We start from the raw sequence: 13,281 nt of genomic DNA, 5'->3' as shown, positions 1-13,281 counted from the left end.
CCTAGTCCATCGACCCGTCGAGCAGCCGCTCGGCTTCCTGCAGATCCGCGGTTTCGAAGCCCTCCGTGTAGTGGGCGAGCACGCCGGCCAGCAGTTCCCTTCCCTCCCGCACGCGCCCGGCTTTTTCCCGGAGGCGAGCCAAGTCCATCGCCACGCGCAGCTCCCACGAGCGTGCCCCTTGCTGCCTGCTGGCAGCCAGCGCTTCGAGCAGCGATTCTTCGGCGCTCGCCATGTCCGGCGGCACGGCACCCGAGAAAGCCCGCGCCTTCACGCGAAGAAGTTCCGGAAGGTTGTAGAGGTCTCCCTTGGCATGCACCAGCGCGAGCGTGTCGTTCATCAGCTCCAGCGCCTCGCCGTTCCTGCCGATGGCGTTCAGGCCTTCGGCGAGCGTGATGTTGAACGAGGTGGTGAGCAACTCGTAGCGTGACGCGCGCAGCTCGATCAGCGACTCCTGGATCGCCTGCACGCCCCTTGCCGCATCCCCGCGCTTCACCGCGAGTTCGCCCTTCACGCCGCGGCCCACTGCCAGGTAGGGCGTCAGGGAATGCGATTCCGCATAGGCGACGAAGCGGTCGATGTCCTGCTCGGCCCGCGCCAGGTCGCCGACCCACATGTAGACCGACACGGCCCATATCAGGGCGATGCACAGCGTGACCGGGTGGTTCAGGTGCCTGGCCTCCTCGACCGCACGCTGGGCGACGACCACGGCCTGCGTGGGATGGCCCTGCAGCCACAGGGTCCTGGCCAGCGCGATGCATGCGCGGTTGTGGAAGTCGAAGCCCGCGTGGATGCTGCTGCGCTGCCGCGACACCGAGGCACCGGCGATCGCGGCCTCCAGGAAGTGCCGCGCGCGGGGCTGGTCGCCCACCAGGTGGTGGCACAGGCCCACCAGCGAATTGGCGGTCGCCTGCGCCGTCGCATCGTCGATGGACGCGGCCACGTCGGCGCAGCGCCTGGCATGGCTGAGCGATTCGACGAAGTCGCCGATGCGCTCGTGGAATATCTGCAGCCGCCCCAGCAGCTCGACCTGGCTGCGGGAATCGCCGAGCTCCTCGGCCACCCGCAGGCTGCGTTCGAGCGCATGGCGCACCTCGTCGCTGTGGCCACGCGTGAACATCTGCGAGAGGCCGACGGCCGCCTGCAGATGCATCTCTGCGGCGCTGCCCGCGGAAGCCGTGCCCAGCCCGGCGAGCGCACGCTTCGACCAGTCGTGGCACTCCGCCAGCAGCGACATCGCCATGAAGGCCGGCACGGCCGCCAGCATCAGGGAAACGCCCAGCTCCCTGGCATCGGCGCGATCGAAGCACCAGGCGAGCGCAGCCCTCACGTTGCCCAGGTCCGCAAGGTCCGACGCGCGGGCGGTGTCGCGCGAGAAGGCGTCGTCCTGCGCGGCCATCTGCTCCAGCCGCTTGCGGAAGTAGATGGCGTGGCGCCGCGCCGCCGAGTCGGCCAGATCGGCGCCGGCCTTCGAATGCGCGTATGCGCGGGTGCTTTCGAGCAGCCGGTACTGGGTCGAGGCGCCGGAGCGCCGGAGGGAGAGCAGCGATTTCTCCGCGAGGCTCGCGACCGCGTCGACCACCTGCGCCTGCGTCAGCTCCTGGTCCGCTGCCACTTCGCGAGCGGCCTCCAGCGAGAAGTGGCCCACGAAGACCGACAGTCGGCACAGCACCAGGCGCTCCGGCATGTCGAGCAGTTCGTAGCTCCAGTCCAGGGTGGCCTGCAGCGTCTGGTGCCGCGGCTGCGCCGTGCGCTGCCCCAGCCACGAAAGCGCCAGGCGCTCGTCGAGCAGCGCGGCCGTCTGCTGAAGCCCGTAGGCGGCAACGCGCCGCGCCGCGAGTTCGATGGCGAGGGCGACGCCATCGAGCTTCCTGCAGATGCTCGCGATGACGGGCGCGTCCTCGTCGTTCAGGTCGGGCATCGCGCCGCTCGCGCCGGCCCGGTCGACGAACAGGCGCGTGGCGGGATACATGAGGATGTCGCGCGCGACGAGCCCGGGCTGGTCGGGCGGGTTGTCCAGCGGATCGAGCAGGTGGATGTGCTCCCCCTGCACCCGCAAAGCCTCGCGGCTGGTGGCAAGAATGTGGATGCGCGGCGCCGCCTGGAAGATGCGCTCGGCCAGCGAGGCGGCCGCCGCGATCACGTGCTCGCAGTTGTCCAGTATCAGCAGCATGCGCCTTTCGCGCAGGTAGGCGATAAGGCTGGGCACCGGGTCGGCGGAGCGCACCGACAGCCCCAGCATCGATGCGATGGCGCTGGGCACCAGGCCGGGGTCCAGCAGCATCGAAAGATCGACGAACACCACGGCCCCGCCGAACTCGCCGAGCATGTCCTGCCCGGTGCGGACCGCGACGCTGGTCTTGCCCACGCCGCCCGAGCCCACGATGGTGACGAACCTCGTGCGGGCCAGCTGGGCCGGGATCGCGGCCAGGTCCTTCGCGCGGCCGACCAGCTCCACCGGCTGCGCGGGAAGGCCGGGCTCGACGGAGCTTGCCTCGGCCTCGGGCTGCACTTCGATTGCAGCCTCCGCCGGCGTGATGCGGGCCACGAAACAGTAGCCGCGGCCGACGACGTTCGACAGGTACCGTGCGCCGTCCTGACCGTCGCCCAGCGCCTGCCTCAGCATCGCGATCTGGTAGCGCAGGCTGCCGTCCGAAACCACCATGCCGGGCCAGGCCAGCGCCATGAGCTCCCGCTTGCTCACGATGGTGTTGGCATTGGCGACCAGCGCGAGGAGCACATCCATCGCCCGTCCACCCAGATCCACCGGCACCCCCTCGCGCTCCAGCAGCCGCTGCGCGACGCGCAGGGTGAACGGACCGAAGGAGACGGGGCCGGCGGTCTTGAAGGAGTTGTCGTCGCTCATGGAGATGGGGGAACTGCGGCGTGCCGCGCACGCGGCGGATTGCCAGGCCGCACGCGGTCGATCCGATCGGCCCGGCGGACCCGCCGGCCGCCTCGGCAGCGCGGGCGGACGGAGCATAACCGAGGGTCGCGGCGTACCGATTTGTATGACCGTGTGTCGGTCCGCCCCCGAGGTACCTGCGCATGCGATTCAGCCCTTTCTTCACACACGCGGGATACATCCGCCCACTTCAATGGAGGCGTTTCAACTTCACAGAGATGCCTGCATGAACAGCCTCCATCCATCCCTCTCGCGCCGCCACCTCCTGGCCACGTCGCTCGCCTTCGGCGCGGCGTCGGCAGCCACCGGCGCCTTCGCCATGCTGCGACCGTCCGGGGCCTCCGGCCCGGACGACACCTCGGTACGGCCGTTCCGCATCAGCGTCGACCGCGAGGCGCTGGCCGATCTGCGCCGGCGGCTTTCCGCCACGCGGTGGCCGAGCGCCGAGACCGTCGCGGACGACTCGCAGGGCGTGCGGCTCGCCACCTTGCGCTCGCTGGTGCGCCACTGGTCCACCGACTACGACTGGCGCAAGGGCGAGGCGCGGCTCAACGCCATTCCGCAGTTCGTGACCACCATCGACGGCCTCGACATCCAGTTCGCGCACATCCGCTCGCGCCACGCCGACGCGATGCCGCTGGTCATGACGCACGGCTGGCCGGGCTCGATCTTCGAGCTGCTCAAGGTCGTGGGCCCGCTGACCGACCCCACCGCCCACGGTGGCCGCGCGGAGGATGCGTTCCACCTCGTGCTGCCCTCGCTGCCCGGCTTCGGCTTCTCGGGCCAGCCCGAGGCCACGGGCTGGGGCTCCGACCACATCGCGCGCGCCTGGGGTGTGCTGATGGCGCGGCTGGGCTACAGCCAGTTCGTCTCGCAGGGCGGCGACTGCGGCTCGGTCATCTCGCACCGCATGGCGATGCAGAAGGTGCCGGGCCTCATGGCCATCCACGTCAACATGCCGGGCACCGTGCCCGCCGAGATCGCGTCGATCCTCGCGGCGGGCGGCCCCGCGCCCGCCGGGCTGTCGCCCAAGGAGCGCGCGGCCTTCGACAAGCTGGACGCCTTCTACAAAAACAGCTCGGGCTACTCCGCGATGATGGTCACGCGCCCGCAGACGCTGGGCTACGCGCTGGCCGACTCGCCCGTAGGCCAGGCCGCGTGGATCTACGACAAGTTCGCCACCTGGACCTACTCGGGCGGCGTGCCCGAACGGGTGCTGCCGCGCGACGAGATGCTCGACGACATCTCGCTGTACTGGCTGACCAACAGCGCGACCTCGGCCGCGCAGATCTACTGGGAAGACCACTCGAACAACTTCAACGCCGTCGACATCTCGCTGCCGGCCGCCGTGACGGTGTTCCCCGGCGAGATCTACCAGGCGCCGCGCAGCTGGGCCGAGCGCGCGTACCACGACCTGATCTACTGGAACGAGGTCGACACGGGCGGTCATTTCGCCGCGTGGGAACAGCCGGCGCTGTTCAGCCAGGAAGTGCGCGCGGCGTTCAGGTCGCTGCGCTGAGCCAGGTAGAAGCACACGCCGCCGCCCCTGTCATGCGACCACGAGCGGCAGCGTGAGCCGCGCCTCGAGCCCGCCGCAGCGGCGGTTCTGCAGCTGCAGGTCGCCCTGCATCGACCGGGCCAGCCGCCTGGCGATCGCGAGGCCGAGGCCCGAGCCGGCCTTGGCCTCCGAGCCGCCCTGCTGCGCGCGGACCCATGGCGCGAAAACCGCCTCCATCTGTGCCGGCCGGATGCCCGGCCCCGAGTCCACCACGGCCAGCACCAGGCTCGTGGCGTCGACGCGGGCGCTGACCCGCACGTCGCTGCCGTAGCGCAGCGCGTTGTCGATCAGGTTGGCGAGCACGCGGCGCAGCGCGAGCGGGCAGGCCATCACCGGCTGCCCGATGTGGCCGTCGACGGCGATCGCCCGGCCGGACTCGCGGTAGTCGCGCATCAGGCTGCCGAGCAGGCCGTCGGCATCGACGCGCTGCAGCGGCTCGGCCACGCTGCGCTGCAGCCGCGCGCTGGCCACGCTGGCCTCGACCAGCTCGCGCATCTGCGCCAGATCGCGTTCCATGGCTTCGCGCAGCGAGGCGTCTTCCAGCATCTCGCAGCGCAGGCCCATGCGGGTCAGCGGCGTGCGCAGGTCGTGCGCATACGCGGCCTGCACGTCGAGATGCGCCACGTCGCGCTCGGACTGGCGGCGGCGGACGTTGTTGATCGCGCGTGCCAGCCGCACGATGGCGCGCGGGCCGCTTTCGGCGAGCTCGGGCATGCCGGCGCCGCTGCCTTGCTGCTCCAGCGTGCGAGCCAGGCGTGCCGCGCCCGCGCGGTGGTCCATCGCCTCCAGCCAGAGGAAGACGGCGAGCAGCATGAGGCCGACGAGCACCGACACGCACAGGATCCATCGCAGGCTGTCGTCGAGCGGGCAGGTCAGGGGCGACAGCGTCGCGGCATGGACGTTCTGCCCGAGCGTGGCCACCGCGAGCGCGCGCGCCGCGATCAAGGCCAGGCCGTGGGACCGGCGGCCCGGACGCCCTGAACTCGAAACGGCCCCGGCGGGCGCTGCGGATGCGCGCGGCGGATGGAAGGAACTGATGGATGCGCGGGACTTCTTCGTCATTGGTTTTCTCCTGCTGCCGGCGCACGTGCCGGCATGGGAGTGATGACATCACGCGAGGGGTCGCACAGACCATTGCATCAGCGTTTGCCGCCCCCCTACGAAGGTTTGCCCCCGTCATGCGCCGGGGTGCCGCGAGGTCCGTCTCCTTGCGGGGAGTTTCAGGCCCGGCCCAGCGCGCGGCCGATCCAGGTCTCGAGCTCGGCGGCGTCGATCGGCTTCTCGATCAGGCAGAGCGCGGGGCTGGCCTCCACGCGCTCCCGCGTGCGGGCGCTGGCGAAGGCGCTGATGAAGATGACGGGCACGCGCAGGCCTTCGCGCTCCAGGCATTCGACCAGCGCGATGCCGTCCATGGCCGGCATCTGGATGTCGCAGACGAGGCAGCGCGTGCGCGCCGGAACGTCGGAGGCGAGGAAGTCGACGGCCGACTCGAACGCGCGGGCCTCCCATCCGAACGAGCGCACGAGACTGCTCGTCGCGGCACGCACGAAGGGATCGTCGTCGACGATGGAAACGAGTTCGATGGCTGAAGAGGACAAGGAGGAGGACAAGGAGGAAGCCCGTTCTCTACCCCGGGGGTTTCCGGTGAAGGCGCAGGAACATTCCCGCCCCTGCCCAGGATTGCAGGATAGCGGCACCAGCGCGCGGCGCCATCATCCGTAGGTATGGCTTCGCCTCAGCAGGCGCCCTCCACCACACCCAGCGCCTCCATCTTGCGCACCAGCTCGGCGACCGAGCGCACGTTCATCTTGCGCATCGCCTGGCCGCGATGGATCTTGGCCGTGATCTCCGCGATGCCCATGCGATCGGCGATCTGCTTGTTCATCAGGCCGCCGGCCACGTGCTGCACCACCTCGCACTCGCGCGGCGTGAGCGAATCCCAGCAGGCGCGCGCCGCCTGCAGCAGCCGCGCGCTCTCCAGGCGCCGCGCATCGCGCTCCAGCGCGGCGATGACCGCGTCGATCATGTCCTGGTCGCGGAAAGGCTTCGCCAGGAAGTCCACCGCCCCGGCTTTCATCGCCTTCACGGTCATGGCGATGTCGCCGTGGCCGGTCATGAACACGATCGGCATGTGGGGCTCGCCGCGCTCCAGCAGGGCCTGCTGGAAGGCCAGGCCGCTCTGGCCGCGCAGGCGCACGTCCAGCACCAGGCAGGAGGGCCCGCCGGAGCGCGGCGCGGCGAGGAACTCCTCGGTCGTGGCGAAGGCGTGCACCGCCAGGTCGATGGAGCGCAGCAGGCTGCACAGCGCATTGCGAACGAGCTCGTCGTCATCGACGATGAACACGCAGCGAGGAGTTGCCGGAGTCGGATCGGAAGGAAGCATGGACAAAGACGTTGTTGAAGGCTTCGGGCGCGACGGCCCCTTCAGCGGCCGCCGGCGCCCGGAAGCGGCAGGCTGAAGACGGCGCGCATGCCCGTGGGCTTGCGCTGCTGCAGCTCCAGAGTGCCGCCGTGCGCATCGAGGATCGACTTGCAGATCGCCAGCCCCATGCCCATGCCGTTGGACTTGGTGGTGAACAGCGGCTTGAGCAGATGCTGCGCCGCCTCGGGGCCGACGCCCGGTCCGGCGTCTTCCACCACGATGCTCACATGCCCGCCGTCGTGCACGCAGGCCATCGACAGCGGCCGCGGGCCGGGCGGCAGGCCAGCCATCGACTCGGCGCCGTTCATCAGCAGGTTGACTGCCACCTGCTGCAGCTGCACGCGGTCGCCATGCACGGCCAGCGGTGCCTCCAGGCCCTTCGTCTCCAGCGTGACGCCCATGGTGTCGAGCGCGCCGGCGACCAGCGTGGCCGCCTCGCTCAGGGCTTCGCCGAGATCGAAGGCGGCGAACTGCGGCTCCGCGTTGCGCGCCTTGGCGCGAAGGCCCTGGATGATGGTGCGCGCGCGCAGCGCGCTCCTGCTGATGTGCGTGAGCATCTCGCGGGCCTCGCCGATGTCGGGCGGGCTGCGGTCCAGCCAGCGCAGCGCGGCGCTGGCCGAGGTGTCGACCGCGGCGATCGGCTGGCCCACCTCGTGCACGATGGAAGCCACCAGCTCGCCCATCGCCTTCAGGCGGGTCGCGCGCTCGAGCTCGGTGAGCGTGCTGCGCAGCTGCTCCTCGGCCCGCGCGCGCTGCTGGTTCTGGTCGATCAGTTCCTCGTACAGCCGTGCGTTCTCCAGCGCGAAGGCCGCCTGCGAGGCGATCACCTCCAGCACCTCGGCCTTGGCGGGCGTGAACACGTGGGAGGCCAGGTTGTTCTCCAGATAGAGCACGCCCACGAGCATGGCGTGGCGCATCAGCGGCACGCACAGGATCGAGCGCGGACGCCGGCGTCGGATGTAGTCGTCCTGCGCGAGCGAGGCGCTCTCGCGCGCGTCGTCCACCACGATGTGCTGCTGGGTGCGCGCCACCGCCTGGACGATGGAGACAGGCAGTGCCCCTGCATCGAAGGCGACGCCCTCCTGCGCGAGCACGACGGCGCCGTCGCGCACCCGCGCCTGGGCACGAACCTGCCACACCTCCTGCCGGAACAGCGCCAGCGTGCCGGCCTCCGCACCGGCGTTCTCGAGCGCGGTGCGAAGCAGCGTCTCGACCAGCCGCACCGGAACGATCTCGCCGGCCAGCGCCGTGGAGATGCGCAGGACGGCCTGCGCATCGAGCCCCTGCATCCGCCGCGTGTTCGGCGCCGGGTCCTCGATCTCGAAGAGACCCGGGTGCGAAGCCTGCAGCTGGCGCACCTTGGCCGTTGCGCCCCAGCGCTGCCATGCGCCGCGTGCGTGGCGCAGGTTGCCGTGCGCCGACAGGTCGTCGCCGCGTCCGGCATGGAAGGCCGCGGCAAGCTCGGCCGCCAGCGCCTCGACCTGGGTGAAGCCGTGGCGCCGCGCGTGCGACACCGCCCGCGCATAGGCCTCCACGGCAGCGAGCGGATCGCCGTCGATGCGGCACATCTCCGCGCGCACCAGCTGGAAGCGGGCCAGGAAGTTGGCCGGGCAGGCCTGGCTCCAGGCCTGCAGCTGCTTCACGTCACGCTGCAGCGCCGCCTGCTGGGACGCATCGCGCGCGGGAAGCGCGAGCAAGGCCAGCGCGCCGTAGAACGGCAGGTCGCCGCTCTCGGCGAAGGTCCGGCCCGATGAGGCGCAGGCCTCGGCCCGATGGCGCGCCTCGATCGCTTCGGCGAGCCTGCCGCCGAGGAGCGCCGCCTGCAGCCTGTAGACCCAGCAGGCGAAATCGACGAGCGTGGCGGGTTGGCCTTCCCGCGGCGGGCTCGGCTGCTCGTCGGCATCGCCGGCGGTGCCGTCCTGCAGCTGCGCCAGCAGCACCTTCTGGGCCAGCAGCGCCTCGATCACGAGCTGGAAATTCGCGTCGCGTGCAACGGCCAGCCCGCGCTCGACCGTATCCCGCACGTCGCCGAGGTACTCGCCCGCGAAGAGCATTCCCGTCGCCTGGTTGCGCCCGCAGTAGATCGCGAAGGTGTGGTCGCCGCTCGCAACCGCCACGTCGTAGGCGCGCCGGATGTAGTCGCGCGCCGCGCGCGCCGGCTGCGTCCACGGGACCACCATGGTGCCGAAGGTCATGTAGACCCGGCCCCGGTATTGGGCGAGCCCGCGCTCGTCGACCAGGTGCAGCGCGAGCGCGCCGAACTCCCGCGCGGCGGCGTAGTTGCCGTAGCGCACGCCGAAGACCTGCGTCATGCAGACATAGCCGTCCGCCGACGCGTCGGAATGGCCCTGCGCGATGTTGAGGCCGATCATGCGCAAGAGGATCAGGTCGACCAGGTCCTGGTCGGTGTAGAGCGCCGGCGGGATGAGGTCCGCGAAGATGTCGGTGATCGCCCGGCGCAGCGGGTCGGCCACGACGGGCAGCCGGCGCAGCGCCCCGATGCCGTGCTGGTCGATCCATGCCTGCAGCACCGCGTGCTCCCGGTCGACGGCCGCGGCGTCGGGCCGCCTCGGCATGTCGATGCCCGACTTGCGCAGGAAGGCCAGCCCCACGTCCAGCGCGCGGTCGAAGTTGCCGAGCGTGGTGTACAGCGCCGCGCGCAGGCGCGCGAGATCGGCGCCGAAGATGCCGTCTCCCGCGATCTCCTCCAGCGCCGCGAGGCGGGCCTCGGCGGCTTCCAGCGCCCCGGTCATGAACTCGGCCTCGCCGCAGAGCGCGCGCGCATGCAGGCCGTCCTCGCTGGTGTCGTCCTCGCCGAGGAAGGCGAGCGCGGCGCGGAAGAAGCCGAGCGCCGAATGGTGGGCGGTCGCGGCCTTCGCCTGGCGGCCGGCCTCCAGGTTGAGCCGCGCGAAGTCGCGCCGCTCCTGCGGTGCCTCGACGGCCAGGCGTGCAAGGCTGGCCTGCGCGGCGAGCGAGAACACCCGCGCGGGATCGGGCGCCTGCCGCAGCTGGCGCCGCACGATCCGCAGGTGCATGCGCGGCCGCTCCGCCGGCGGGATCGAGCCGTAGGCGGCCTCGCGGATGCGGTCGTGCCAGAAGACCCAGTCCTCGCCGTCGCGCTGGATGCTGCCTGCCTCGCGCGCATCGTCGAGCGCCGCCTGCAGGCGCCTGGCCGCTTCGGTGCCGGGCTGCACGTCCATCGCGAGCGCGAGCGCTTCGCCCGAGCTCCGGTGGCCGAGACAGGCCATCACGCACAGGACGGCCTGCGCCGCCGCGGGCAGTTGCTCGAAACGGCGCGCCATCAGGTCGCCGACGGTGTCGGCACCGGGGTGGGAAGCGAGCTGTTCGAGGCTCCAGCGCCACGAGGCGGTCTCGGCGTCGTAGGCGAGCAGTCCGTCGTCGGCCAGCAGATGGAGAAGGTGCCGGGCGAAGAGCGGATTGCGCTGCGTCTTCCGGCCGATGAGCTCGGCGAGCTCGCCGACGGCGCTCGCGTCCTGCTGCAGCGTGAGCGCGATCATCTCGCGCAAGGCGCTCTCGTCCAGCGGGCCGAGTTCGATGCGCAGGGCCTGCGGCACCTCGGCGAGCCGGCCGGCGCGCAGCGGATGATCGGCATCCACTCCGCTGTCGCGGAAGGTTCCGACGAGCAGCAGCGCGGCATCGTCGTGCTGATGCAGAAGTCGCTCGATCACCTGCAGGGTTTCGACATCGGCCCATTGCAGGTCGTCGAGCAGCATCACGAGCGGACGCGCGGGCACGGCGAAACAGGCGACGAGCCGCGCCATGCCCTGCAGCACGCGCTCGCGCTCGAGCGCGGGGGCCGCCTCCGGAGCGGCGGGCACGGGCTGCCCGGACTGCAGGCCGAGGATGACGCCGAGCGCCGGCAGCAGGCCCGCCAGGGTCCGCTCCACCGGCTTCGCGGCGGCCGCGATGCGGTTGCGCCAGACCGCGAATTCCTCGTTGGCGCAGCCGACCACGTGCCGAAGCAGCGGATCGAGCACCTCCACCAGCAGCGCATACGGCTTGCCGCGGCGCCCTTCCTCGCTCTTGGCCGCGGCCAGCAGCGGTGCGCCCGAGCGCTGCATGCGGGCCACGGCCTCGCGCAGCAGCGTCGACTTGCCGATGCCCGAGGGGCCCGAGACCCAGGCCGCGCGCATGCGGGCGCTGTCCGCGACCTCGCGGTAGAGCGCGAACAGTGCCTGCAGTTCTGCGTCGCGTCCCAGCACGAGGCCCGCGCCGCCGGGCTTGCGCAGGGCCGAATGGGCATCCAGCGCGAACAGGGGAATGCGCCCGTGCTGGCGCAGCAGGGTCTCGCAGCGCCGCAGGTCCGCCAGCACGCCGGCGGCGTCCGTGTACCGGTGTTCGGGCGTCTTCTCCAGCAGCTTCATGACCAGCAGCGAGAGCTGCGGCGGAAGCTGCGGCACCAGCTCTGCGGGCGCGCGGGCGATCCGGCTCGCGTGGGCGTGCACGCGCGCGGCGGCATCGGCGCCCTCGAAGGGAAGCCTGCCGGTCATCAGCTCGTAGAGGATGCAGCCGAGCGCGTAGAGGTCGGCGCGCGCATCCACGCGCAGGTTCATGCGTGCGCCGAGTTCCGGCGCCATGTAGTTGAAGCTGTCCTCATCCCAGGAAAGCTGGTCGTCGCCCGCAGCCTTGCTGTCGGCGTCGCCGATGGCGGCGGCCTGGCCGAAGCCGGTGAGACAGGCCCGCCCGTCCTCGCCGAGCAGCATGCGATCGGGCGTGAGCGCGCGATGCAGCACGCCGGCCTCGTGCATCGCGCCTACGGCGGTGGCGAGGCGCAGCGCGAGCGCGAGGAAGGCGCCCACGTCGGAGCAAGGAGCGCCACCGCGGCGAAGCGGCTCGCCGCCGGGGTCCTTCAGGATCAGCAGGAAGCTCTCGCCATGCGGCACCAGCGCGACCGGCACGGCGGCCCATTCGTCGCGAAGCATGTGGCGCAGCGCGTACTCCCGTTGAAGCAGCGCGGCGGTGGCCGGCGTGGTCTGGCCACGCCCGGCCACGAGCGAAGAAGCCACGCCGTGCGCGCGTGCGCGCTCCAGGCGCGGCGTGCCCGCGCCGAGTTCGCGAAAGTCCCGGTACCGCACCGACGAGGCCCCGTGCTGCGCGACAACGGGGGCGTCCGGCACGGCTGCGTCCGCCTCTTCGGGTCCGCTGAGTTCCTGGTGTTGCTGCATGGATGTGGGCCTCTTGCGGCCGCTCGGGCCGCGGAATGCGTGGGGCGCGGGCACAGCCCGCCATTGCTCGTTTTTCTCTCCCCGTCTTCGGGCGCATTCGTGCGCGGATGCCATTGGAACCTCGCCGGTCGCGAGATTGGCGCTGCGTGCGTTGGCTGGTGTTAGGCGTTGTTAGGCGCGGGCATGCGCCGCCCCGAACCGGGGTGTACCGGCGCTGTTTCGGCCACCCGGCTTGAAAAGTAATGTCACTGCACGCGCCCCGGACACAGAGGCATACAGACCGGGCCGTACTTGCCCCGCATCGCCCATAGATTCAGCGCCGTCGGCACCGGGCCGATCCTGTTTCACCCAAGTCCAAAAGGAAGAATCGTCATGAAGAAGTTCTCTCGCCGTCTCGCCGCGACCCTGATGGCCCATGCACTCGGGCTGGCCGCGCTGGCGCCCCTGCACTCGTTCGCGCAGCCGGCGGATGCCGCGCCGTCCACCAAGCCCACGATCGTTCTCGTGCACGGCGCCTTCGCCGATTCATCGAGCTGGGACGGCGTGGTGCAGCGCCTGCAGGCACGGCACTACGCCGTGATCTCCGCCGCCAATCCGCTGCGCGGGCCTTCGTTCGACGCGGCCTCCGTCGCCAGCGTCGTCGATTCGGTCAAGGGGCCGGTCGTGCTCGTCGGGCATTCGTACGGCGGCTCGGTCATCTCGTCGGCCGCGAACGGCAAGGCGAACGTGAAGGCGCTGGTCTATGTGGCGGCCTTCGCGCCCGAGGCGGGCGAAACGGCGCTCGGCCTCACGGGCAAGTTCCCCGGCAGCACGCTCGGGCCCACGCTGGCACCGGCGGTGCCGCTCGCCGACGGCGGCAAGGATCTCTACATCCAGCAGGACAAGTTTCCCGCGCAGTTCGCGGCCGACGTTCCGCTGGCCAAGGCGCGCCTGATGGCCGTGGGCCAGCGCCCCATCGCCGAGGCGGCGCTGAACGAGGCGGCGCAGGCTCCGGCGTGGAAGTCGGTGCCGTCATGGTTCGTGTACGGCGATCGCGACAAGAACATTCCGCCGGCTGCGCTGGCCTTCATGGCGCAGCGCGCCAACGCGCGCAAGACGGTGGTGGTCAAGGGCGCCTCGCACGTCGTGATGACCTCCCAGCCCGAGGCGGTCACCAGGGTGATCGTCGAGGCGGCCGGGCACTGAGCATCCGCCTGGCGTTTCCGGTCTCGGG

General features: G+C 71.2%; 7 protein-coding genes. 2 read left to right on the top strand and 5 right to left on the bottom strand.

Features of this window, described 5'->3' with window-relative positions; all coding sequences use genetic code 11:
* Nucleotide 1: 1 nt before the first annotated feature.
* Nucleotides 2–2,863, bottom strand: a complete 2,862-nt coding sequence (locus EJP67_RS26040) for an ATP-binding protein (protein WP_126024640.1) — start codon at nucleotides 2,861–2,863, stop codon at nucleotides 2–4.
* Nucleotides 2,864–3,128: 265 nt separating this feature from the next.
* Between EJP67_RS26040 and EJP67_RS26035 the strand changes: the two genes are divergently transcribed.
* The gene (locus tag EJP67_RS26035; protein WP_126024639.1) at nucleotides 3,129–4,421 is read left to right on the top strand and encodes an epoxide hydrolase family protein; all 1,293 of its coding nucleotides are present in this window, start codon (nucleotides 3,129–3,131) and stop codon (nucleotides 4,419–4,421) included.
* Nucleotides 4,422–4,451: 30 nt separating this feature from the next.
* Here EJP67_RS26035 and EJP67_RS26030 read toward each other — a convergent pair whose 3' ends face one another.
* The 4 genes from EJP67_RS26030 to EJP67_RS26015 form a co-directional block, all read right to left on the bottom strand.
* Nucleotides 4,452–5,522 carry an ATP-binding protein gene (locus EJP67_RS26030; protein WP_126024638.1) on the bottom strand — a complete coding sequence of 357 codons (1,071 nt, stop codon included), beginning with the start codon at nucleotides 5,520–5,522 and terminating at the stop codon, nucleotides 4,452–4,454.
* A 158-nt stretch (nucleotides 5,523–5,680) separates the two neighbouring features.
* Nucleotides 5,681–6,058: a response regulator transcription factor gene (locus tag EJP67_RS26025; RefSeq protein WP_126024648.1), complete on the bottom strand. Its 378-nt coding sequence runs from the start codon at nucleotides 6,056–6,058 to the stop codon at nucleotides 5,681–5,683.
* A gap of 137 nt (nucleotides 6,059–6,195) precedes the next feature.
* On the bottom strand, nucleotides 6,196–6,843 hold the full coding sequence (locus EJP67_RS26020; protein ID WP_126024637.1) for a response regulator transcription factor: 648 nt from the start codon (nucleotides 6,841–6,843) through the stop codon (nucleotides 6,196–6,198).
* Between the two features lie 41 nt (nucleotides 6,844–6,884).
* Nucleotides 6,885–12,068, bottom strand: a complete 5,184-nt coding sequence (locus EJP67_RS26015; protein ID WP_126024636.1) for a trifunctional serine/threonine-protein kinase/ATP-binding protein/sensor histidine kinase — start codon at nucleotides 12,066–12,068, stop codon at nucleotides 6,885–6,887.
* A 372-nt stretch (nucleotides 12,069–12,440) separates the two neighbouring features.
* Between EJP67_RS26015 and EJP67_RS26010 the strand changes: the two genes are divergently transcribed.
* A complete protein-coding gene (locus EJP67_RS26010) occupies nucleotides 12,441–13,253 on the top strand; it encodes an alpha/beta fold hydrolase (protein ID WP_126024635.1) in 813 nt (270 codons plus the stop codon).
* Nucleotides 13,254–13,281: the final 28 nt, after the last annotated feature.

The organism is Variovorax guangxiensis (genome assembly GCF_003952165.1).
GTDB lineage: Bacteria > Pseudomonadota > Gammaproteobacteria > Burkholderiales > Burkholderiaceae_C > Variovorax > Variovorax guangxiensis.
The sequence above is the reverse complement of the archived record's forward strand: the minus strand, read 5'-3'. Positions and strand labels throughout refer to the sequence as shown.